Here is a 24,379-nt window from a genome sequence, read left to right as displayed (position 1 = left end):
TTGGCCCGAGTTTTCAGCGAGATGAACCTTGGCTCGTCGTACGCTCGTCTGGCTGAATGCAAAAGAAGCGGGCAAAAAAGACGCGGCCGGCGATTGCCATCGCACGGCCGTTTCCTGGTGTTGCGTGAAACCGGTGGAAGCCGTCATGCGGCATGTTTGAAAGGCGATGTGTATGCGAACGGCGACGACGGCAGCGGGTTGCCTCGCGCCGGGCTGTACACGGCCGGCGCGGCGGCAGGTACGGCTGCCGGGATGCTTGCCGCGACGGCGAGATTCCCTGCCGCACTCACGTGCCTGCGCATACGCGATTCCATCAGATTGCAGAGTTCTTCGCTCGCCGTGCCGAGCAGTTGATCCGTCACGCGCTTGAGCACGCCGGATTCGTACCAGACCTTGAAGCGGCGATGACACGTTTGATACGAAGGGTAGCGGCGCGGCATGGCCGACCAGGTCGCACCGCTGTACATGACCCACAGTACCCCGTTGAGTACCGAACGGGTATTGGCAAGCGGCCGTCCACGCAACTCGGAGCGCGGACGCAGTTCGGGCAGCAACGGCGCGACACGTTGCCATTGTTCATCAGTGATATCGTGGTGCGGATTCATGGCTTCTCCTTTATCAGACCAGCAACAAAAGATAACCAATTGCCCGCACGGGCAACATCGGATCAATCTGAATCTTGAAAACGCAACGTGTGAGCAGGCCGATTTATATTGCTCACGCTTTAACTTGACCGCCCCCTGCTTCGCGCGACCGAGTCCGGCCAGGATCAACTCAGGTGAGCGACGTATCGACGATCCGTCTCGGTGTATCGAGATATTCCTTCGACTGCATCTCGACAATCCGCGACACCGTGCGCGTGAATTCGTTGGCCATCGGGCCATCGACATACAACTGCTCGGGCGGCACCGCCGCGGACATCAACAGCTTGACCTTGTGGTCGTAGAACACGTCGATCAGCCACGTGAAGCGGCGCGCTTCCGAGGCCATACGCGCTGACATCTGCGGCACGCCGGAGAGGATCACCGCGTGAAAGCGGCTCGCGAGTTCGAGGTAGTCGTTCTGCGAGCGCGGCCCGCCGCACAGCGTTGAGAAATCGAACCACACGACGCCGTCCGCGCGGCGCAGCGCCTTCAACTCGCGCTTCTCGATGTGCAGGAGCGGGCTTTCGTCGGGCACCGCGGCGAGACGCGCGAACGCGTCGCGCAACGCCTTGTCGGCGGTGGCGCCGAGCGGCGAGTGATACACCTCCACCTGCGCCAGTGTGCGTTGCCGATAGTCGATACCCGCGTCGACGTTGATCACGTCCAGTTTTTCCTTGATCAGCTCGATGGCCGGCAGCATGCGATCGCGATGCAGGCCATCCGGATACAGCGTGTCCGGATCGTAGTTGGACGTCATCACGAACTGCACGCCGTTCTCGAACAGCTTGTCGAGCAGGCGGTACAGGATCATCGCGTCGGCGATGTCCGACACGTGGAATTCGTCGAAGCAGATCAGGCGGTAGCGCTTTGCGATCCGGCGCGCGAGTTCATCGAGCGGATCGGCCATGCCCTTCAGGTCTTCCAGCTCGCGATGCACTTCGCGCATGAACTCGTGGAAATGCAGACGTGTTTTGCGATGCAGCGGCACGATCATGTAGAAGCTGTCCATCAGGAAGCTCTTGCCCCGCCCGACGCCCCCCCACATGTACACGCCGCGCGGCAGGTCGGGACGGTTGATCAGTTTCTTGAACGCATTGGAGCGGCGCGACTTGTATTCGACCCACTCCTCATAGCACCGCTGCAGCCGGTCGACCGCCGCGCGTTGCGCCGGGTCCGATTGATATCCGCGCGTCTGCAGTTCTTTTTCGTAGTATTCGGTGACGTTCATGGTGTTGCTGCAAAAAGAAAGGCGGGAGGGATTGAACCCGCCCGCCTTTGTGGTGATGCCAAAGTACGTTCAGTCAGGCGTGCGCGTGATTACATGTTCAGCGCGCGCTTGTCGACGGCCAGCGCCGCTTCGCGCATGACTTCCGATAGCGACGGGTGCGGATGGCAAATGCGGCCGAGGTCTTCAGACGCCGCCTTGAATTCCATCGCCACCACGGCTTCCGCGATCAGGTCCGATGCGTTGGCCGAGATGATGTGCACGCCGAGCAGTTCGTCGGTCTTCGCGTCGGCGATCATCTTCACGAAGCCATCCGCCTTGTTGATGCCGAGCGCGCGGCCGTTCGCCATGAACGGGAACTGGCCCGTCTTGACCTCGCGGCCTTCCGCTTTCAGCTGCTGCTCCGTCTTGCCGACCCAAGCGATTTCCGGTTCGGTGTAGATCACCCAGGGAATGCAGTTGTAGTCGATATGCGGCTTCTGACCGTCGATGATTTCGGCGACCAGCACGCCTTCGTCTTCAGCCTTGTGCGCGAGCATCGGACCACGCACCACGTCGCCGATCGCGTACACGCTCGGCACCGCCGTCGCGCAGTGGTCGTCGACGTCGATGAAGCCGCGCTCATTGGCTTTCAGGCCGATCGCTTCGAGACCGAGGTTGTCGGTGTTCGGCACGCGGCCGATCGACACGATCAGGCGGTCCGCTTCGAGCGTCTTCGCGTTGCCGTCCTTGTCCGTGTAGGCGATCGTCACGCTCTTGTCGGTCGTCGTCACTTCGCCGACCTTCACGCCGACCTGGATGTCGAGACCCTGCTTCTTGAACTGCTTGGCCGCTTCTTTCGACAGCGCCTGGTCAGCCGCGCCGAGGAATTCCGGCAGCGCTTCGAGCACGGTCACTTCCGCGCCGAGACGGCGCCACACCGAACCCAGTTCCAGACCGATCACGCCGGCGCCGATCACGGCCAGCTTCTTCGGAGCCGTGTCGAAAGCCAGTGCGCCTTCGTTGTCGGCCACAATCTTGTTGTCCACCGGAATGTTCGGCAGATGGCGCGCCTTCGAACCCGTCGCGATGATCACGTTCTTCGCCGTGACCACCTCGGTTTCACCTTCGCCGCTCACTTCGATCTGCACGCCGGCGTCCGTCTTGCCGGTGAACTTGCCGTGACCCTTGAGCCACGTGATCTTGTTCTTGCGGAACAGGAATTCGATGCCCTTGGTCATCTTCTCGACGATGCCGTCCTTGCGGGCCATCATCTTCGCGATATCGACCTTGACGTTTTCCACGGAAATGCCGTGGTCCGCGAGGTGATGCGATGCGTTTTCAAACTCTTCCGACGACGCAAGCAGCGCCTTCGACGGAATGCAACCCACGTTCAGGCACGTGCCGCCAAGCTTCAGCGCGCCGGCCGGGTTTTTCCATTTTTCGATACATGCGACGGTCTTGCCGAGCTGCGCTGCGCGGATGGCGGCGATATAACCGCCAGGGCCTGCGCCGATCACGACGACGTCAAATTCTTTGGACATGACAATCCTTTTGATGACGGAACGGCGCGCGGTCACGTTTCGTGGCGCGTGCCGTTCCTGTACTGCGGAATGCTGAAGACGTACTACTCAGGTGGCGCCGGCTTGCCTGATATCAACCCAGGCGAACAAGCCGGCGACGCCGGGACGGCGCTTACAGGTCGAGCAGCAGGCGGGCCGGATCTTCCAGCGCGTCCTTCATCGCGACGAGCGACAGCACCGCTTCGCGGCCGTCGATGATACGGTGGTCGTACGAGAGCGCCAGGTAGTTCATCGGGCGGATCACGATCTGGCCGTTTTCGACCACCGCGCGTTCCTTCGTCGCGTGCACGCCCAGAATGGCGGATTGCGGCGGGTTGATGATCGGGGNACACACCACCGTTCGAGATCGAGAACGTACCGCCGGTCATTTCTTCGATCGACAGCTTGCCGTCCTTGGCCTTCTGGCCGAATTCGGCGATCTTCTTCTCGATGTCGGCGAGGCTCAGTTGATCCGCGTTGCGCAGGATCGGCACCACCAGACCACGCGGCGAACCGACAGCAATACCGATGTCGAAGTAGCCGTGATAGACGATGTCGTTACCGTCGATCGACGCGTTCACCAGCGGGAACTTCTTCAGCGCGTGAACCGCCGCCTTCACGAAGAACGACATGAAGCCGAGCTTCACGCCATGTTCCTTCTCGAACTTGTCCTTGTACTTGTTGCGCAGGTCCATCACCGGCGCCATGTTCACTTCGTTGAACGTGGTCAGGATGGCGTTGGTTTGCTGCGACTCGAGCAGACGCTCGGCGATACGCGCGCGCAAACGCGACATCGGCACGCGTTGTTCCGGGCGGTCCTTCAGCCACTGGTCGGCCGATCCCGGCGCCTTGACGTCCGGCAGGGACGGCTTTGCAGCCTTCGGTGCGGCAGCCGGTGCCGGTGCTGCCTTGGCAGCCGGGGCGCCCGCGGTCAGCACATCGCCCTTGGTGATGCGGCCGTCGCGGCCGGTGCCGGCGACGTCGCCCGAAGACAGGCCCTTCTCCGCCATCAGCTTGCCGGCAGCCGGCGAAGCCGCGGTGTTCGAACCCGTGGCGGCAGCGGCTTGCGCAGCCGGCGCCGGTGCAGCGGTCGCAGCCGCAACCGGAGCCGGTTTGACTTCAGCTTCGACGGCGGCGGCGCCTGCGGTGCCTTCCGTGTCGATCTTCGCGATCACCTGATCCGCGACGACGATGTCGCCGTCGTTCGAGATGATTTGCGCGAGCACGCCGGCCGCGGGTGCCGGCACTTCGAGCACGACCTTGTCGGTCTCGATTTCGATGAGAATTTCGTCAACAGCAACAGCCTCGCCGGGCTTCTTCTTCCACTGCAGCATCGTGGCTTCCGAGACCGACTCGGAAAGCTGGGGAACCTTGACTTCAACAATAGCCATTATGAATATCCTGAATACGTATCGGGTGACGGCGCGGGGAACGACGACCGCCTGCGAACCATGACCGCGGATGACCCTTCACTGGATCATTAGACGCGGTACGGGAAAGCGCAGCGCGCCTTCCCGGTTCGTCTGTTCTCTTATTTAGCGATCGACGCGCTCTTGAGGCGGCCGAAAGCGCCTTCGACCAGCGCCTTCTGCTGCTCGTAGTGCTTCGCGTAGTAGCCGACTGCCGGCGAGGCCGAAGCCGGACGGCCGCTGTATGCCAGCTTCTGTCCTTCCTTCATGCCTTCCTTCAGGTGGTGCTCGATGTAGAACCACGGGCCCTGATTCTGCGGCTCGTCCTGCACCCAGACCACTTCGGTCGCGTTGTCGTACTTCTTGATCTCCGCTTCGAACTGCTTATGCGCGAACGGATAGAGCTGTTCGATACGGACGATCGCGACGTCGTTCGACTTCGATTCGCGGCGATGCGCGAGCAGGTCGTAGTACACGCGGCCCGAGCATACGATCACGCGCTTGACCTTCTTCGCGTCGATGGTCTCGTCGGTTTCGCCGAGCACCGGCTGGAACGAACCCTTCGCCAGTTCCGACAGATCCGACACGGCTTCCTTGTGACGCAGCAGCGACTTCGGCGTCGCGACGATCAGCGGCTTGCGGAACAGGCGGATCATCTGACGGCGCAGCAGGTGGAAGATCTGCGCCGGCGTGGTCGGCTGAACGACCTGCATGTTGTGGTCTGCGCACAGTTGCAGGAAACGCTCGATACGCGCCGACGAGTGCTCCGGACCCTGGCCTTCGTAGCCGTGCGGCAGCAGCATCGTGAGACCCGACACGCGGCCCCACTTCACTTCACCCGACGAGATGAACTGGTCGATCACGACTTGCGCGCCGTTCACGAAGTCGCCGAACTGCGCTTCCCACGCGACGAACGTATTCGGTTCAGCGGTCGAGTAACCGTATTCGAAACCGAGCACCGCTTCTTCCGACAGCACCGAGTCGATCACGTTGAACTTCGCCTGACCTTCGGCGATGTTCTGCAGCGGCACGTAGGTGCCGTCGTTCCAGCGTTCGCGGTTCTGATCGTGCAGCACCGCGTGACGGTGCGTGAACGTGCCGCGGCCCGAGTCCTGACCGGTCAGGCGCACTGCATAGCCCGATGCGACCAGCGACGCGAATGCCAGATGTTCGCCCATGCCCCAGTCGAGCTTCGCTTCGCCACGGCCCATCGCGCGACGGTCATTGATGACGCGCTCGACCAGCGGGTGAACCTTGAAGTTTTCCGGGATCGTGGTGACGCGCTCAGCGAGGCGCTTCAGTTCGGCGAGCGGCACAGCCGTGTCGGCTGCGTCGGTCCACTTGCGGTTCAGGAACGGCACCCAGTCAACCGCGTACTTGCTCTTGTAGTTCGAGAGCACCGGATCGACCGTGTGATGGCCTTCGTCCATCGCCTTGCGGTACGCCTTGACGAATTCGTCGCCTTCTTCCGCTGTGATCACGCCTTGTTGCACCAGCTTTTCAGCGTACAGCGCGCGCGTGCCCGGGTGCTTCGCAATCGTCTTGTACATCAGCGGCTGCGTGACAGCCGGCGTGTCCTGCTCGTTGTGACCCAGCTTGCGGAAGCAGACGATGTCGACGACGACGTCCTTGTGGAACTGCATCCGGAAATCGATCGCCAGCTGCGTCGCCAGAACGACCGCTTCAGGATCGTCGCCGTTCACGTGCAGCACCGGCGCTTCGATCATCTTGACGACGTCCGAGCAGTACAACGTGGAGCGCGAGTCGCGCGGGTCCGACGTCGTGAAGCCGATCTGGTTGTTGATGACGATGTGCAGCGTGCCGTGCGTGCCGTAACCGCGCGTTTGCGCGAGGTTCAGCGTTTCCATCACGACGCCCTGGCCCGCGAAGGCCGCGTCGCCGTGGATCTGCACCGGCAGCACTTGCAGGCCGCTGTCGTCGCCGCGACGGTCCATACGGGCCTTCGCCGAACCTTCGACCACCGGGTTGACGATTTCAAGATGCGACGGGTTGAACGCGAGCGACAGGTGAACCGGCCCGCCTTCGGTCGAAACGTCCGACGAGAAACCCTTGTGGTACTTCACGTCGCCGGCCGGCAGGTCGTCGACGTGCTTGCCTTCGAATTCGGCGAACAGGTCGGCGGGCATCTTGCCGAGCGTATTGACCAGCACGTTCAGACGGCCACGGTGAGCCATGCCGATGACGATTTCCTGAACGCCGTTGGCGCCGCCGTGACGCACGACCTCGTCCATCGACGCGATGAAGCTTTCGCCGCCTTCGAGCGAGAAACGCTTCTGGCCGACGTACTTCGTGTGCAGGAAACGCTCGAGGCCTTCAGCAGCCGTCAGGCGATTCAGGATGTGCTTCTTCTTTTCCTTGGTGAAGTTCGGCGTCGAGCGGATCGACTCGAGACGCTCCTTCCACCAGCGCTTCTGTTCCGGGTCACTGATGTACATGTACTCGGCGCCGATCGTGCCGCAGTACGTGTCGCGCAATGCCTTGACGATCTCGCGCAACGACGCACGCTCAAATCCGAAATACAGATTCGTTGCGCTGAACTCCTGGTCCATGTCGGCTTCGGTGAAGTCGTAGAACGCGGGTTCAAGTTCGGGAATAGCGGGACGTTCGCGGCGCTTCAGAGGATCGAGATTGGCCCATTGCGAGCCGAGGAAGCGATATGCGCCGATGAGGGACTGCACATAAACCTGCTTGCGGGCGGTTGCGAGATCTTCGCCGCCGGCAGCCGTGCGAGGGATGAAGGCGTTAGCCTTGGCCCGTTGAGCAAACGATTCGACGATCGGGCCATGGGCCACGTCGTTGGCATTGCTGCCATCCGATGCAGGAACGTTCTGCAACGCGTCGAAATAGCTGCGCCAGTTCTCGGGCACTGACGCCGGATTATCGAGATACGCTTCGTACATTTCTTCTACGTACGGAGCATTGCCGCCGAACAGATAAGAGTTCGACTGGAATTGCTTCATCATTTTTACGCTCACCTTTCTTCGAGTTTCTCGAGAAATAGCGGGTTACAGAACCTTCCGCGACACGGCCTGACCGTTTAGCGGATTGCGCGAATCAAGTCTTGCTTGGAAGGACCTAAAACTTTGCACCCGGGGAGCATATCACAGAACGAATGGCGCAGATAGCAGACGGATTGTCGCCCGAGCCCGTCGCGACGGGCTTTCAAGACCATCTCACGAGTCATTTCGCGGCGCGCAATAGTGTTCTGCGGAAACGGGGAGGATTAACCTGTGAGCTGCAACAACCGCACGCGACACGCCCTGTTTTCAAGGCCGAAAAATGACGAAAGCCACCCGAAGGTGGCTTTCGTCTACAACGCTGCGCAGCAAAAAATCCCTGCGAACCGGAACAGGCCGAGGCCTGCTTAGTCCACCGCGCCCTTGCGGCTTGCGCTACGGCGCTCGTGTTCCTTCAGGTAACGCTTGCGCAGACGGATCGATTGTGGCGTCACTTCGACCAGCTCGTCGTCGTCGATGAATTCGACCGCGTATTCCAGCGACATCTGAATCGGCGGCACGAGGCGCACGGCTTCGTCGGTACCCGACGAACGCACGTTGGTCAGCTGCTTGCCCTTGATCGGGTTCACGACCAGGTCGTTGTCACGGCTGTGAATGCCGATGATCATGCCTTCGTACAGCGGCTCGCCCGGTGACACGAACATACGGCCGCGATCCTGCAGCTTCCACAGTGCATACGCGACCGCCGCGCCGTCGTCCTGCGAAATCAGCACGCCGTTACGACGCTCGCCAACCGCGCCTTCCTTGACCGGCTGATACGAGTCGAACGTGTGGCTCATCAGGCCCGTGCCACGCGTGAGCGTCAGGAATTCCGACTGGAAGCCGATCAGGCCACGTGCCGAAATACGGTACTCGAGACGCGTGCGGCCACGGCCGTCCGACGCCATATCGAGCATTTCGCCCTTGCGGCGACCCAGCTCTTCCATCACACCGCCCTGGTGGCCGTCTTCCATGTCGACGGTCAGGTTTTCGTACGGCTCGTGCTTCACGCCGTCGATTTCCTGCATCACCACGCGCGGACGCGACACGGCCAGCTCGTAGCCTTCGCGACGCATGTTTTCAACGAGAATGGTCAGGTGCAGTTCACCGCGGCCCGCCACTTCGAAGGTGGTTTCGTCGCCGGTTTCCTTCACGCGCAGCGCGACGTTGTGGTTCAGTTCCTTCATCAGGCGGTCACGGATCTGACGGCTCGTGACGAACTTGCCTTCGCGGCCGGCCAGCGGCGACGAATTAACGAGGAAGTTCATCGTCAGCGTAGGTTCGTCGACGGTGATCATCGGCAGCGCGTCCGGCTGTTCCGGGGCGCAGATCGTCACACCGATGCCGATTTCTTCAATACCGTTGATCAGCACGATGTCGCCGGCTTCAGCCGAGTCGACCTGGACGCGCTCGAGGCCCTTGAACGACAGCACCTGGTTGATCTTGCGATTCAGGATCGCGCCGTCCGGACCCGAACGCACGGCAACCGCCATGCCCGGCTTGATGCGGCCACGCGTGATGCGGCCCACGCCGATACGGCCGACGTACGACGAGTAATCCAGCGACGTGATCTGCAGCTGCAGCGGCGCATCCGGATCTGCCGGGCGCACCGGCACGTGCTTGAGGACGGCTTCGAACAGCGGACGCATGTCGCCTTCGCGCACGTCCGGCGTCAGGCCGGCGTAGCCGTTCAGGCCCGATGCGTAGACGATCGGGAAGTCGAGCTGCTCGTCGGTTGCGCCCAGCTTGTCGAACAGATCGAAGGTCTGGTTGATCACCCAGTCGATCCGCGCACCCGGGCGATCCACCTTGTTGATCACGACGATCGGCTTCAGGCCGAGCGCCAGCGCCTTCTTGGTCACAAAGCGCGTTTGCGGCATCGGGCCTTCGACGGCATCGACCAGCAGCAGCACCGAGTCGACCATCGACAGCACGCGCTCCACTTCGCCGCCGAAGTCGGCGTGGCCCGGGGTATCGACGATGTTGATGTGCGTGCCTTCGTATTCAACCGCGCAGTTCTTCGACAGGATCGTGATGCCACGTTCCTTTTCGATGTCGTTCGAATCCATCACGCGCTCGGCGACTTGCTGGTTGTCACGGAAGGTGGCGGTCTGACGGAGGAGCTGGTCGACGAGCGTTGTCTTGCCGTGGTCGACGTGAGCAATGATGGCGATGTTGCGTAGGGCGCGGGTCATAGGAAACCTGGAGACAGTTGGAGTGCGCCGCTTGCTTATGCCGGTTACTACTTTACTGATACCAACCACGACAAGCCCAAAGCGCACTTTTGGGAACCCAACATTGTAGCACGCAAGAATGAAGCTTTCTGGTATTCCCTGATAGACCGGCCATCTTCGACGCAACGGAGCGTGAGACAGCAAGCCGATTCTGTCAGCGAAAACCTACGCAAAGCTGCATTTATTCCAACTTGGGAGCGGACCGATCCTTGCCTAAGCTGCAATAACGCTTGCCGCGTCAATCAACGACACCCTATAATCCTGCCTAGTCAACCATTGCATTCGCACGAGAATCATGACGGAGCCGTCCCCCACTCCCACGCCGGACCTCAGCGAGTATCAGCTAGGGGAAAGCGTCGGCTATCTCCTCTCGCGGGTGAAATCAACCATGTCGAACCTGGTTACCCAGCGCAGCATGGCCGAGTTGGGCATCACCAGTCAGCAGGGCAGCATCCTGTTCATGGTCGCGAGCGGAAAATGCCTGTTGGCCGCCGAACTGGCCCGTGAATACGGTATCGACGCAAGCGCGGTCACCCGCCTGATCGACCGTCTGGAGAAGCGCGGGCTGCTGACCCGCGTGCGTAGCAACGAAGACCGCCGGGTCGTACGCCTTGCGCTGACCCCGGAAGGCCAGGCGATTGCAGCCAGAATGCCGGGCATCTTCAACGGCGTACTGGACAGCCTGCTGAACGGTTTCACCGCCGAAGAAGTGGGCTTTCTGAAGAGCATGCTACGTCGCGTGCTCGTCAATTCCGGCGAACAAACGGGACTAACCCGTGACGCAGCAAGCAATTTTGACAGCAAATTGTAAGAAATTGCTTGCAGTGTCCATCATTACATTCCACTCAAAGAGTCGAGCGATGAAATCCCTTTCCCTGTCCGCGCCCGCGCTTTCGAGCCGGGCCGCTGTCGCCGCTGCGGTGACGGCGCTCGCCCTCACGGGGTGCGCGAACTACTTCGGCATGAAGAACGACAAGCAGATCTCGTCGCCGACGCAGTACGAGTCAGCGCGGAGCCTCCCTGGCGAAGGCGGCCAATGGCCGTCGCTCGACTGGGCCAAGCAGTTCGGCGACCCACAATTGTCCCAACTGATCGCGGAAGCGCTCGACGGCAGTCCGTCGATTGCGCAGGCACAAGCGCGTCTGGCGAAGGCGTCCTCCTACATCGAAAGCTCGCGCTCGGCGCTGTTCCCGAAGGTCAATGCCAGCTATTCGTGGACCCGCGAGATCTTCTCCGCCAACTCGCTCTACCCGCCTCCGTACGGCGGCACGTGGTATAGCGAGAACAATGTGCTCGCGAGCGCGTCGTGGGACCTCGACCTGTGGGGCAAGAACCGTGAGCGCCTCGGCCAGGCCGTGTCGCAGGAAAGGGCCGCTCAGGCGGACGTGCAGCAGGCGCGCGTGACGCTCGCTGCGTCCGTGGCGAGCACCTACAACCAGCTCGCCCAGCTGTACGCGTTCCGAGAAATCGCCGAACGAGAAATCGCCAACCGCAAGGACATCGGCCGCATTACCGATGGCCGCGTGGTGGCAGGCCTCGACACCAACGTCGAGCGGCAAACCGCGACGGGCAACATCGCGACCAGCCAGTCGAACCTGACCGACCTCGACGGCCAGATCACCGTCGTTCGCTACCAGCTGGGCGCGCTGCTCGGCAAGGGTCCGGATCGCGGCCTGCAGATCGCCAAGCCGACGCTGACAGTCGGCGACACGGTCGCGCTGCCGAACAATATCCCGGCCGACCTCGTGGCGCGCCGCGCGGATATCGTCGCCGCGCGCTGGCAGGTCGAAGCGGCCATGCACGACGTGAAGGAAGCGAAAGCCGAATTCTTCCCCGACGTGAACCTCGCGGCCGGCTTTGGTTTCGACGCGTTCGGCTGGGGCCGTTTTCTGACCGCGTCAAGCCGTCAAATTCAGTTCGGTCCGGCGATCCACCTGCCGATCTTCGACGCCGGCGCATTGCGCTCGCAGCTGAAGGGCCGTTTTGCCGATTTCGACCTCAACGTCGCGAACTACAACCAGACGCTGATCAACGCGCTCCAGCAGGTCGCGACTCAGGTATCGTCGATCCGTTCGATCGACCAGCAGGAAGGCGACGCGCAACGCGCGCTCGAGGCGTCGAGCAAGGCCTATCAACTGGCCGTAATCCGCTACAAGGCCGGGCTGTCGCCGCAGTTGCAGGTGCTGACCGCGGACCAGAATCTGCTCGCCGCCGAACAGACGGTGACGGGCCTTAAGATGCGCCGCCGCGATATGCAGATCGGCCTCATCAAGGCGCTCGGCGGCGGTTTCGACGCAACGCAGACCGGCCTCGTGGTGCCGACCGATGCTCCGGCGTCGGCGACCACCGCGACCGCCGCGGCCAACTGACCATGCGCCGCGCAGCACGCACACCCACATCCGAATAAACGACGACGTTCAAGAGAACCCGGAGCACATCAATGAGCACCCCCCAACAGCCCGCGCCCAACGCACAGCCGGCACAACCGGCGAACAACGGCAAACGCAAGCGCATGATGACGCTGCTCGTCATCGTGATTCTGATCGCCGCGGTCGCCTACGGCCTGTACTACTTCCTCGTCGCGCGCTTCCATGAAGACACCGACGACGCGTACGTGAGCGGCAACGTCGTGCAGATCACGCCGCAAGTCACGGGCACGGTGATCGCCGTGAACGCGGACGACACGCAAGTCGTCAAGGCGGGCGATCCGCTCGTCGTGCTCGATCCGGCCGACGCGCGCGTCGCGCTCGAACAGGCCGAGGCGAATCTCGCGCAAACGGTGCGCCAGGTGCGCGGCCTGTTCGCCGACGACAATCAATACCAGGCTCAAGTCGAACTGCGTCAGGCCGATCTGTCGCGCGCTCAGGACGACCTGAAGCGCCGTCTGACGGTCGCGCAAACCGGCGCGGTGTCGCAGGAAGAAATTTCGCACGCCCGCGACGCCGTGAAGAGCGCGCAAGCCGCCGTCGACGCCGCCAAGCAGCAACTGGCGTCGAACCGCGCGCTGACCGCCAACACCACGATCGCGAACCATCCGAACGTGCAGGCCGCCGCCGCGAAGGTCCGCGACGCGTACCTGAACCACGCGCGTAACGTCCTGCCCGCGCCCGTGACCGGCTATGTTGCCAAGCGCTCGGTGCAGGTCGGCCAGCGCGTCTCGCCCGGCACCCCGTTGATGGCCATCGTGCCGCTGCACGACGTGTGGGTCGACGCGAACTTCAAGGAAGTCCAGCTCAAGCACATGCGCATCGGCCAGCCGGTGGAACTGACCGCCGACGTGTACGGTTCGTCGGTGCCGTATCACGGCAAGGTGGTCGGCTTCTCCGCCGGCACGGGTTCGGCGTTCTCGCTGCTGCCCGCGCAAAACGCGACCGGCAACTGGATCAAGGTGGTGCAGCGCCTGCCGGTGCGTATCGCGCTCGATCCGCAGGAACTCGACAAGAACCCGCTGCGCATCGGTCTGTCGATGCAAGCGGACGTGAACATCAAGGACGCCAGCGGCGGCCAGCTCGGCAACGCGTCGAACACGGCCTACCAGACCAACGTATTCGATAAATACGGCGACGAAGCCGACGCGGAAATCGCTCGCATCATCGCGGAAAACGCCGGCCCGAACGGCGGTACGCCGAAGTCGGCACAGACCGGCGCCGCCGCGAAGCCCGCAGCGAAGAGCTAGGCAGCCACACGACGATTCATAGAAGGCTTCCTTAATGGCTCAGGCTCAGGCGCAAACCCCTCACCCGCCGCTCGAGGGCGCGCAACTGGTGATCGGCACCATCGCGGTGTCGCTCGCCGTGTTCATGAACGTGCTCGACACGTCGATCGCGAACGTGTCCATTCCGTCGATCTCCGGCGACCTCGGCGTGTCGGCCGACCAGGGCACGTGGGTGATCACCTCGTTCGCGGTCGCGAACGCGATCTCCGTGCCGCTGACCGGCTGGCTCACCGACCGCATCGGCCAGGTGCGCCTGTTCATGGCGTCGATCGTGCTGTTCGTGATTTCGTCGTGGCTGTGCGGTCTCGCGCCGACGCTGCCGTTCCTGCTGGCTTCGCGCGTGCTGCAAGGCGCGGTGGCCGGCCCGATGATCCCGTTGTCGCAAACACTGCTGCTCGCCAGCTATCCGCGCGCGAAGGCGCCGATGGCGTTGTCGATGTGGGCGATGACCACGCTGATTGCGCCGGTGGCCGGCCCGATTCTGGGCGGCTGGATTTCCGACAACATCTCGTGGCCATGGATTTTCTACGTCAACATTCCGGTCGGCATCATCGCCGCGGCGGCGACGTGGATGATCTTCCGCAACCGTGATTCAGCGATCCGGAAAGCACCGATCGACGGCATCGGCCTCGGTCTGCTGATCGTCTGGGTCGGCTCGCTGCAGGTGATGCTCGACAAGGGTAAGGATCTCGACTGGTTCTCGTCGACGACGATCGTCGTGCTGGCGCTGGTCGCAGTGATCGCCCTCGCGTTCTTCATCGTGTGGGAGTTGACGGCCGAGCATCCGGTGGTGGATCTGTCGCTGTTCAGCCGGCGCAACTTCACGGGCGGCACGATCGCGCTGTCGATCGGCTACGGGCTCTACTTCGGCAATCTCGTGTTGCTCCCGCTGTGGCTGCAAACCGATATCGGCTACACCGCGACAGAAGCAGGGCTGGTGATGGCGCCCGTCGGTCTGTTCGCCGTGTTGCTGTCGCCGATCACGGGCAAGATCTTGCCGCGTACCGATCCGCGCTATATCGCGACATTGTCTTTCCTCATCTTCGCGCTGTGTTTCTGGATGCGCTCGCGTTATACGACCGGCGTCGATACGTATTCTCTGCTGCTGCCCACGTTGATTCAGGGTATCGGTATGGCGGGATTCTTCATTCCGCTCGTATCGATCACGCTGTCGGGCTTGCCCGGCAACCGTATTCCGGCGGCGTCGGGTCTGTCGAATTTCGTGCGGATCATGTGCGGCGGTATTGGCACTTCGATTTTCCAGACCGCGTGGGATCACCGCACGATCATGCATCACGCGCAACTGGCTGAACAGGCGAACGCCTACAACCCGGTGTTCGATCAATCGATCCGGCAGATGGGCGCGGCTGGCTTCAGTCAGCCGCAGGCGTATGGTCTCTTCAACTCGATGGCCACGCAGCAAGCGGCACAATTGGGCGTGAACGATCTGTTCTTTGTTTCGGCCGGCATTTTCGTGGCACTGATCGCGCTGATCTGGATCACACGGCCGGAACGTGCGGGCGGCGATGCAGGTGCGGCGGCGGCCGCCGCGCACTGAGGCTCCACTTCAGGCTTACGAAGCTCTCAAGATGAAAAAAAGGCGGGACCGCTCGATCGCGGTCCCGCCTTTTTCTTTGCACTTTGCAGCAGGCCGGACGCGTCTGCTTAAAGTCTCGACAGCGATCTAGCTCGCCGTCGTGACCACCAGCCGTTCGGGCGCGAGCACGCCCTCGCCTTGCTTCGCGACGCCCAGCAGGCGGCCTTGCCCCGCATACACTCTTACGCGCGGTGCGTTCACGGCATCTGCGGCCATGGTCAAGCCGGACAGCTTGAGGCGTTGCCCCTGCAGAAACCGGCGCGTGTCGTCTTCGTTCAACCGCACGAGCGGGAACGTCGACAGCAACGCGTCTACCGGCTGCAGCCACGAGTCGCGCTCGCTTTCCGTTGCATCGGACAACGCATCGAGCGTCACCGAATTCGCGAGCGTCAGCACGCCGACACCCGTGCGCCGCAGCGCGACCAGATGTGCGCCGCAACCCAGCGCTTCGCCGATATCCTCGGCCAGCGTGCGCACGTAGGTGCCCTTGCTGCAAGTCACGCGAAATGTCACGTCCGGCAGCGTGCACCCGAGCAATTCGAGTCTGAGGATCTTTACCTGACGCCCTTCCCGCTCCAGGGTCTGCCCCGCGCGCGCATATTCGTACAGCGGTTTGCCGTCGCGCTTGAGCGCCGAATACATCGGCGGTACCTGGACGATGTCGCCGAGAAACTTTGGCAGCACCGCCTGCACCGCGGCCTCGTCGCTCGCGACTTCACGCGTGTCGATCGCTTCGCCCTCGGCGTCGCCGGTTGTCGTGCGAATGCCCAGGCGCATGGTCGCCTCGTAGGTCTTGTCGGCTTCGAGCAGATCCTGCGAAAACTTGGTGGCTTCGCCGAAACACAGCGGCAGCAGGCCTGTCGCAAGAGGGTCGAGCGTGCCGGTATGGCCGGCTTTTTTTGCCAGATAGAGACGCTTCGCGCGGATCAGCGCGTCGTTGCTCGACAGGCCAAGCGGCTTGTCGAGCAGCAGGACCCCGTCGAGCGCGCGACGCGGCACGCGGGGGCGTTGAAGTGCGGTCATGTCAGAAAGGCGGAGACTTCAATGAATACAAAAAACGGCACTGAGCGCATCGCGGCTCAGGCATGGCAACGAGAACCGCTCACGGTGCGCTCAGTCTTCCTTCGCGCGACTCGCATTCGCCTCGTCGATCAGACGCGACATTTCGACGGCGCGCTCGATCGTCTTGTCGTAGTGGAAATGCAGCGTCGGCACGGTATGGATATGCAGTCGCTTGAAGAGCTGATTGTGCAGATGGCCGGCCGCGTGCGTGAGCGCTTCGAGCGTCTGTTGCGGGTCGCCGGTCAGGGTCGTGAAATAGACTTTCGCGTGCGCGTAGTCCGGCGTCAGCTCGATGCTCTGAATGGTGACGATGCCGATGCGCGGATCCTTGACCTCGCGCAGCAGCTCGGACAGATCGCGCTGGATCTGATCGGCGATCTGCACGTTGCGATTGGGAGAAGAACGTTTCTTAGGCATGGTGTTGTGTGATCCGATCGACGGATGCAAAAAATGGTTCGCGCAAACCGAGGTGATTTTTTTGCGCGGCCTATAAGCGGCGCGCTTTTCAAAGCATGACCAAGGGCTTGCGCACGAAACAGTGGGCCCAAAAACAACGGGCGGAGCGGGCGTCAAAGCCCGCTCCGCCCGTTGAGCCGTGTCGCGTGAATTACAGCGAACGCGCGACTTCGGTGACCTCGAAGACTTCGAACTGATCGCCTTCGACGATGTCGTTGAAGTTCTTGATCGACATACCGCACTCGAAGCCCTGACGGACTTCCTTGACGTCGTCCTTGAAGCGCTTGAGCGAATCGAGTTCGCCCGTAAAGATAACGACGTTGTTACGCAGCACGCGCACCGACGACGAGCGCTTGACGAAACCGTCCGTGACCATACAGCCGGCCACGGCCCCGATCTTCGGTACCTTGAAGACCTGGCGCACTTCGACCGTACCCGTCACGACTTCGCGCTTCTCCGGTGCCAGCATGCCCGACATCGCGGCCTTCACGTCATCCACTGCGTCATAGATGATGTTGTAGTAGCGAATGTCGACGCCATTGGACTCCGCCAGCTTCCGAGCCTGCGCATCCGCACGCGTGTTGAAGCCGATGATGACCGCCTTCGAAGCCGTGGCCAGGTTGACGTCGGACTCGCTAATGCCGCCCACGGCGCCGTGCACGATCTGCACGCGCACTTCGTCGGTCGACAGTTTGAGCAGCGACTGCACCAAGGCTTCCTGGGAACCTTGCACGTCGGCCTTGACGATGAGCGGCATGTACTGCACTTCGCCTTCGCCCATCTGTTCCAGCATGTTCTCGAGCTTCGCGGCCTGTTGCTTGGCCAGCTTGACGTCGCGGAACTTGCCTTGACGGAACAGCGCGACTTCACGCGCCTTGCGGTCGTCCGGCATCACGATGACTTCTTCGCCTGCTTGCGGGACTTCCGACAGACCCTGGATTTCCACCGGGATCGACGGACCGGCGGACTTGGTCGGCTTGCCGGTTTCGTCGAGCATGGCTCGCACGCGACCGTAAGCGCTACCTGCCAGCACCACGTCGCCGCGGTTCAGCGTACCCGACTGGACCAGGATCGTTGCGACCGGTCCCTTACCCTTATCGAGCTTCGCTTCGATGACCAGACCCTTGGCCGGCGCTTCGACCGGTGCCTTCAGTTCCAGCACTTCCGCTTGCAGCAGCACGTTTTCGAGCAGATCGTCGATGCCCGCGCCGGTCTTGGCCGACACCGACACGAACGGCGAATCGCCACCGTACTCTTCCGGCACGACGCCTTCCGCGACGAGTTCCTGCTTCACACGTTCCGGATTCGCATCCGGCTTGTCGATCTTGTTGATCGCAACGACGAGCGGCACGCCGCCTGCCTTCGCGTGGGCAATCGCTTCCTTCGTCTGCGGCATCACGCCGTCGTCGGCCGCGACCACCAGAATCACGATGTCGGTTGCCTTCGCACCGCGGGCACGCATGGCCGTAAAGGCTTCGTGACCCGGCGTGTCGAGGAACGTGATCACGCCACGCGGCGTTTCGACGTGGTAAGCGCCGATGTGTTGCGTAATGCCGCCCGCTTCGCCCGCTGCAACCTTCGCGCGGCGGATGTAGTCGAGCAGCGAGGTCTTGCCGTGGTCGACGTGACCCATGACCGTGACGACGGGCGGACGCGGCAATGCTTCCGCATCAGACACTTCGCCTTCGACCAGCATCGCTTCCGGATCGTCCAGCTTGGCCGCCACCGCGTGATGACCCAGTTCCTCGACGATGATCATCGCCGTTTCCTGGTCCAGCATCTGGTTGATCGTGACCATCTGGCCGAGCTTCATCATCGACTTGATGACTTCCGACGCCTTCACCGCCATCTTGTGCGCCAGATCGGCGACCGTGATGGTTTCCGGCACGTGCACTTCACGCACGATCGGTTCGGTCGGCGCCTGGAACGTGGTGTTCTGATCCTGATGCTTGCCGCGACCCTTCGGGCCGCCGCGCCACCCGCGATCGACACCGCCGCTCGAATCGCCACGCGTCTTGATACCGCGGCGCTTCGCTGCGTCGTCCTGCCAGCCACCCTTGCCGCCGCCTGGCTTTTTCTTGTCGCCGGCGGACGGCGCGCTCGGGGATGCCGGAGCCGCAGCAGCGGGCTTCTTCGCAGCCGGACGCGCCGGTGCCTCGCCTGCCGGACGTGCGGGCTTGTGCAGCGTGCCCTTGGCTTCCGCGGCCTTGGCCGGCTCGGCGGGCTTCGGTGCCGGTTCCGGCGCCTTGACCTGTGCCTTGCGCGGCGTGTTCATCATTTCGCGAATTGCGCGTGCTTCGGCTTCCGCCGCGGCACGGCGCTTCGCGATTTCTTCCTGCTCGGCACGCGCTTTCTCGGCGGCCTGACGCGCTGCGTCTTCCGCCTTCTTCGCGGCTTCGCGTTGCGCAGCGCGTTCGGCCGCTGCGCGTTCGTCGTCCTGCTCGCTTTCCTTGGCGACCACCGGCTCCGCTGCCTTCGCTGCCACCGGCTCGACCTTCGCGGCCACCGGCTGCGCGACTTGCGCCGTCTGCTGCGCCTTCTCGCGTGCCGCCGCCTCGGCCGCAGCCGCTGCGCGCTTCTTCGCCGCTTCTTCTTCCGCGCGACGGCGCTCGGCTTCGGCAGCCTGCTCACGCGCCTGACGCTCGGCTTCTTCGCGTTCGAGTTGTTCCTGGCGAGCCTTCAACTCCTGCGCCTGCTTTTCGAGCAGCTCCGCTTCGTGACGCGCTTCCTCTTCACGACGCTGAAGTTCCAGATCGTCGACCTCGGCGCCTTCGGCCGCATGATTCGATGCATCTCCGCCTTCGGCGGAGGTTTCGTCGCGGCGGACGAAAGTGCGCTTCTTGCGCACCTCGACCTGAATGGTGCGAGCTTTACCCGTCGCATCGGATTGCTTGATTTCCGACGTATGCCGTTTCGTCAGCGTGATCTTGCGCTTGTCCGCATCAGTCGAGCCGTGAGACTTGCGCAAGTGGTCGAGCAGACGCGCCTTGTCCGCCTCGGACAGGTTGTCGTCTTCGCTCGCTTTTGTGACGCCCGCCGCCTGCAGCTGCTCGAGCAGCACGCCTGCAGGCATTTTCAGTTCCGCGGCAAATTGGGCTACGTTGTTACTCGCCATTCATTCCTCTTAATGCAAGGACCGATTCCTTGCGGTTAGCATCGTGTCATGCGGCCTAACGGCCGCGTTCAATTTAGTGCGCCATGGTCATTTCTCACTGGAACCAGTGTTCACGTGCTTTCATGATCAACGCCTTAGCGGCATCCTCTTCCATACCGGTCATCTCGACCAGTTCATCCACGGCCAGCTCGGCGAGTTCGTCGCGCGTCTGGACGTGGTGTTCAGCAAGCTTCGCGAGCAGGTCGGCATCGATGCCGTCCAGGCTCTTCAGGTCGAGCGCTACATTTTCGACCTTTTCTTCATTCGCGATCGCCAACGTCAACAGCGCGTCGCGCGAGCGATTACGCAGTTCGTGAACGGTGTCTTCGTCGAATGCTTCGATTTCGAGCATTTCGTTGAGCGGCACATAGGCGATCTCTTCGAGGCTCGTGAAGCCTTCGTCGATCAGGATGTCGGCGACTTCTTCGTCGACATCGAGACGCGCCATGAACAGGTCACGCAATACACCGCGTTCCTGATTCTGCTTCTGCGCAGATTCGTCCGGCGTCATGATGTTGATCTGCCAGCCGGTGAGTTCGCTGGCAAGACGCACGTTCTGGCCGCTGCGGCCGATCGCGACCGCCAGTTCGTTTTCGTCTACGACGACGTCCATCGAGTGCTTTTCTTCATCGACGACGATCGACTGGACGGCTGCCGGCGCGAGCGCGCCGATCACGAACTGTGCGGGATCTTCCGACCATAGCACGATGTCGACGTTTTCGCCACCGAGCTCGTTACGCACCGCCTGCACGCGCGAACCGCGAATGCCGACGCAGGTGCCGATCGGATCGATGCGCTTGTCATATGCGACCACGCCGATCTTCGCGCGCACGCCCGGATCGCGCGCAGCTGCCTTGATTTCGAGCAGGCCCTGTTCGATTTCCGGCACTTCCATCTCGAACAGCTTCATCAGGAATTCGGGTGCCGTACGCGACAGCTCGATCTGCGGACCGCGCGCGGTGCGATCGACCTTCGCGATGTAGGCGCGCACGCGGTCGCCCACGCGCAGATTTTCCTTCGGAATCAGCTGGTCGCGACGCAGCAGCGCCTCGACACGGCCGGTTTCGACGATGAAGTTGCCCTTGTCGAGACGCTTCACCGAGCCAGTCATGATGTGCTCACCGCGCTCGAGGAAGTCGTTCAGGATCTGCTCGCGCTCCGCGTCGCGCACCTTCTGCAGGATCACCTGCTTGGCAGCCTGAGCGCCGATACGGCCAAATTCGATCGACGGCACCGGTTCTTCGATGTACTCGTCGAGTTGGATCTCGGGCTTCTGCTCACGTGCTTCGAACAGCAGAATTTCCTGATCCGGTTCCTGCAAACCGGCTTCGTCCGGCACCACTTTCCAGCGGCGAAACGTTTCGTGCTCGCCGCTTTCACGGTCGATATGGACGCGGATATCCGCATCTTCTTCGAAGAGTTTCTTGGAGGCCGAAGCGAGAGCCGCTTCGAGCGCGGCAAATACCACGTCTTTGTCGACATTCTTCTCGCGTGCCAGCGCATCCACCAGCATCAACACTTCGCGACTCATTGTTTGCGGCTCCTAAAGTCAACTTTCGGAACGAGGCGTGCTTTGTCCATGTCCGCGAGCGTGAAATCGAGCATCGCGGCGCCTTCCTTCCCTTCAAATTCCAGACCGATCGTTTCGCCTTGCGGAGCATGCAGAATGCCCCGGTACGATTTCCGTCCGTCCAATGGCTTTTTCAATGTGATGACCACTTCGCTGCCTGCGAAGCGTTCGAAATCCGCCAGTTTTTTCAGCGGGCGGTCGAGACCCGGCGACGACACTTCGAGCCGCTCGTAATCGATGTTTTCGACCGTCAGAACGTGCTGGAGCTGACGCGTGACTTTCTCGCAGTCTTCGATCGCGATGCCGGCGGGCTGGTCGATATAGATGCACATCATGCCGCGCCCGGTGCGCTCGAGATCGACGAGCTCGTAGCCGAGTCCCACGACCGTGGTTTCAATCAGTTCCGTCAGTTGCACAGTGCCCTCTTAGATGTTCGCGCAGCGAGCCTGCCGCTTGTTTTGCAAACAATCAATGCGGGCCGTGCGCCAAGCCGGCGCACGTTCGTGCGAACCCGAGATGCCGAACCACGATGAACTGAGCGGCAAAAAAAAATGGGCTAAACGCCCATCATCTTATTACCGGTGGTCGCACCTGAGCCGCACATGAAAAGCCGCACGCCCAGCGACTTCGCGATTGTAGCCATTTTTCGGGACAAACGCAAACCGCAGAACGCCGTACGAAGCGCATTTCCGCTTGATTTCATAGGAAATCTTTCGACGCCGCGGCGGCCTCGCGGGCCAATTGCAAAGCGGCTGATATCAAACCCTGCCCCATTTCATGCAGCCTCGCAATTTTATGCGTGGCATAAAACCGCGGCATTCATCGCTCGAATCCGACAGCGACCGCGAACCTCGTTAAGGGACGATACGCCGCCGGCTGTCATACGTGGTTATTCCGCCTGCTCAACGACCGCGCGAACGGCCGCGCGGCGCGCCGCCGCGATTGGCGCCGCCCGCGTTGGCATTGCCGCCGCCCGCGCGATTAGCGTTGCCACCACGATTGCCGCCGGGGCCGCGGTTGCCGCCGCCCGGGTTGGCGTTGTTGCCACCCGCACGCTTGGCGCCGCCAGCACGATTGCCACTGCCCGACGGCGCGCGATTGCCGTCGACCTCACGGCCGCCACGCGGGCCAGCGGCACCGCCGCCCAGCGCGCTGCCGAAGCCGCCGGCGCCACGGCCCGCGCCGCGGTTGCCGTAACCGGTACTCGCGCCGCCGCCGAAACCGCCGCCCGCCGCACCGCGGCGCCCCTGACCCTGCCCGCGCGGCTGCTGTTCGAACCGGCTATGCGACATCAGCACGGGTTCGCGATTGATGAAGCCCATCGAGGTTTGCATCGGATCCGGCTGCTTACGCTCCGGCGCGGAGCTGCGGCCGCCGCGCTCTTCCGTCGGCGCCTTCAGACCAACCGACGCCATCAGCGCGCGCACCTGGTTGTCTTCGAGTTCTTCCCAACGGCCGCGCTTGAGACCTTTAGGCAGCGAGATCGGGCCGTGACGGGTACGGATCAGGCGGCTGACCATCAGGCCGGCCGCTTCGAACATACGGCGCACTTCGCGGTTGCGCCCTTCGGCGAGCGCGACGTGATACCAATGATTGGTCCCCTCGCCGCCGCCGTCGCGAATGCGCAGGAAGTTGGCCGGACCATCATCCAGCTCGACGCCGCGCAGCAACTTTTGACGCATGCCTTCTGCCAGCTCGCCGACCACCCGCACCGCATATTCGCGCTCGACGCTGTAACGCGGGTGCATGAAGCGGTTCGCCAGATCGCCCGACGTGGTCAGCATCAGCAAACCTTCAGTGTTGAAGTCGAGGCGGCCGACCGCGAGCCACTTGGCGGTCTTCATCGGCGGCAGTTTGTCGAACACCGACGGACGGCCTTCCGGGTCAGCGTGACTGACGATTTCCCCGGTCGGTTTGTGATACAGCAGCACGCGCGGCGGCTTGTTGGCCAGCTTGCGCTTGACCGGCTTGCCGTTGATGCGAACCTGATCGGTCGGCATGATGCGCTGACCGATGTGAGCCGGCTCGCCGTTCACCGACACACGGCCGGCGACGATCAGCTCTTCCATGTCGCGGCGCGAACCCATGCCCGCTTCGGCCAGCACCTTGTGGAGCTTCGGCGCGTCGTCGTCAGCGGCCAGCACGCGCTTGGGCGCAGCCGGCTTGCCACGACCCAGCATCGGGGCGCGCACGCCGCCGGTCGGGCTGTTGTCCGCGTCGAACGCCGGCGATGTCACATACGAGAACAGATCGTCCTGACCGGCCTCCGTGGCCGTCGCTGCCGGTACCTCGCCGCCGCGGCGGTTCTGGCGCTGCCCGCCCTCACGCGGCTGACGCTCGCGCTGACCTTCACGAGGTGCACCTTCGCGATGCCCCTCGCGCTTCGCGCCGCCCGCCTGGGCAGTGCGCCGCGAACCTTGGCCCTTTGCGCCTGCATCCTTGCGGGGCATGCGCACCTGCGCGACCACTTCGCCGTCCGGCGGCGCCTCGGTGACGACCGGCGCCCCCGGCGCGGGCACGCCTTCGGCGCCCTTCGTCTTCGCCCCAGCGCGGCGCCGCGCGATCAGGCTGCGCGGTCCACGACGCAAACCGCGGCGCGGACGGTCTTCACCGTCTGCTTCCGCGGTCTGCGCCGGGCGCTCGCCCTCGCCAGCCGACGCTTGCGTGGTGCGCGTTTCGTCGGCCCGTGCCGACGGCACGGCGCGCTCGGATTCGGACGAATCGGTGTCGTGGGTATGTGTCAAAACAACCTCAA

The 24,379-nt window shown here is 62.7% G+C and carries 15 protein-coding genes and 1 pseudogene; 4 read left to right on the top strand and 12 right to left on the bottom strand.

Annotated elements, in window-relative coordinates:
* Window positions 1–143: 143 nt before the first annotated feature.
* The 6 genes and pseudogenes from CIC12_RS27110 to typA form a co-directional block, all read right to left on the bottom strand.
* Window positions 144–605 carry a transposase gene (locus CIC12_RS27110; protein WP_168668713.1) on the bottom strand — a complete coding sequence of 154 codons (462 nt, stop codon included), beginning with the start codon at window positions 603–605 and terminating at the stop codon, window positions 144–146.
* Between the two features lie 169 nt (window positions 606–774).
* Window positions 775–1,872: a cell division protein ZapE gene (gene zapE, locus CIC12_RS27105; RefSeq protein WP_121318601.1), complete on the bottom strand. Its 1,098-nt coding sequence runs from the start codon at window positions 1,870–1,872 to the stop codon at window positions 775–777.
* Between the two features lie 89 nt (window positions 1,873–1,961).
* Window positions 1,962–3,392: a dihydrolipoyl dehydrogenase gene (lpdA, locus tag CIC12_RS27100; protein WP_168668711.1), complete on the bottom strand. Its 1,431-nt coding sequence runs from the start codon at window positions 3,390–3,392 to the stop codon at window positions 1,962–1,964.
* 151 nt (window positions 3,393–3,543) lie between these two features.
* Window positions 3,544–4,801, bottom strand: a pseudogene (gene odhB / locus CIC12_RS27095) (2-oxoglutarate dehydrogenase complex dihydrolipoyllysine-residue succinyltransferase).
* A 140-nt stretch (window positions 4,802–4,941) separates the two neighbouring features.
* A complete protein-coding gene (locus CIC12_RS27090; protein WP_168668709.1) occupies window positions 4,942–7,803 on the bottom strand; it encodes a 2-oxoglutarate dehydrogenase E1 component in 2,862 nt (953 codons plus the stop codon).
* A 401-nt stretch (window positions 7,804–8,204) separates the two neighbouring features.
* On the bottom strand, window positions 8,205–10,031 hold the full coding sequence (typA, locus tag CIC12_RS27085) for a translational GTPase TypA (protein WP_168668707.1): 1,827 nt from the start codon (window positions 10,029–10,031) through the stop codon (window positions 8,205–8,207).
* 334 nt (window positions 10,032–10,365) lie between these two features.
* Between typA and CIC12_RS27080 the strand changes: the two genes are divergently transcribed.
* The 4 genes from CIC12_RS27080 to CIC12_RS27065 all read left to right on the top strand — a co-directional run bounded on the left by CIC12_RS27080 (window position 10,366) and on the right by CIC12_RS27065 (window position 15,343).
* Complete coding sequence (locus tag CIC12_RS27080; RefSeq protein WP_168668705.1) at window positions 10,366–10,881, top strand: MarR family winged helix-turn-helix transcriptional regulator; 516 nt, start codon at window positions 10,366–10,368, stop codon at window positions 10,879–10,881.
* 49 nt (window positions 10,882–10,930) lie between these two features.
* Window positions 10,931–12,439, top strand: a complete 1,509-nt coding sequence (locus tag CIC12_RS27075; protein ID WP_168668703.1) for an efflux transporter outer membrane subunit — start codon at window positions 10,931–10,933, stop codon at window positions 12,437–12,439.
* A gap of 71 nt (window positions 12,440–12,510) precedes the next feature.
* Entirely contained in the window at window positions 12,511–13,746 is a 1,236-nt protein-coding gene (locus tag CIC12_RS27070) for an EmrA/EmrK family multidrug efflux transporter periplasmic adaptor subunit (protein WP_168668692.1), read from the top strand.
* A gap of 34 nt (window positions 13,747–13,780) precedes the next feature.
* Window positions 13,781–15,343, top strand: a complete 1,563-nt coding sequence (locus tag CIC12_RS27065; protein ID WP_168668690.1) for a DHA2 family efflux MFS transporter permease subunit — start codon at window positions 13,781–13,783, stop codon at window positions 15,341–15,343.
* 126 nt (window positions 15,344–15,469) lie between these two features.
* Here the strand turns inward: CIC12_RS27065 and truB are convergent, their stop codons facing one another.
* The 6 genes from truB to rluB form a co-directional block, all read right to left on the bottom strand.
* Complete coding sequence (gene truB / locus CIC12_RS27060) at window positions 15,470–16,405, bottom strand: tRNA pseudouridine(55) synthase TruB (RefSeq protein ID WP_168668688.1); 936 nt, start codon at window positions 16,403–16,405, stop codon at window positions 15,470–15,472.
* A gap of 90 nt (window positions 16,406–16,495) precedes the next feature.
* On the bottom strand, window positions 16,496–16,861 hold the full coding sequence (gene rbfA / locus CIC12_RS27055; RefSeq protein WP_168668686.1) for a 30S ribosome-binding factor RbfA: 366 nt from the start codon (window positions 16,859–16,861) through the stop codon (window positions 16,496–16,498).
* A gap of 190 nt (window positions 16,862–17,051) precedes the next feature.
* On the bottom strand, window positions 17,052–20,015 hold the full coding sequence (gene infB / locus CIC12_RS27050; RefSeq protein WP_168668684.1) for a translation initiation factor IF-2: 2,964 nt from the start codon (window positions 20,013–20,015) through the stop codon (window positions 17,052–17,054).
* 94 nt (window positions 20,016–20,109) lie between these two features.
* The gene (gene nusA / locus CIC12_RS27045) at window positions 20,110–21,585 is read right to left on the bottom strand and encodes a transcription termination factor NusA (RefSeq protein ID WP_168668682.1); all 1,476 of its coding nucleotides are present in this window, start codon (window positions 21,583–21,585) and stop codon (window positions 20,110–20,112) included.
* A complete protein-coding gene (gene rimP / locus CIC12_RS27040) occupies window positions 21,582–22,040 on the bottom strand; it encodes a ribosome maturation factor RimP (protein WP_121318629.1) in 459 nt (152 codons plus the stop codon). The genes nusA and rimP overlap by 4 nt, the downstream gene beginning before the upstream one ends.
* Before the next feature lie 486 nt (window positions 22,041–22,526).
* Window positions 22,527–24,368: a 23S rRNA pseudouridine(2605) synthase RluB gene (gene rluB / locus CIC12_RS27035; protein WP_168668680.1), complete on the bottom strand. Its 1,842-nt coding sequence runs from the start codon at window positions 24,366–24,368 to the stop codon at window positions 22,527–22,529.
* Between the last annotated feature and the right edge of the window lie 11 nt (window positions 24,369–24,379).

Origin of the sequence: Paraburkholderia sp. SG-MS1, assembly GCF_012275575.1 — a bacterium.
Taxonomy (GTDB): domain Bacteria; phylum Pseudomonadota; class Gammaproteobacteria; order Burkholderiales; family Burkholderiaceae; genus Paraburkholderia.
The sequence above is the reverse complement of the archived record's forward strand: the minus strand, read 5'-3'. Positions and strand labels throughout refer to the sequence as shown.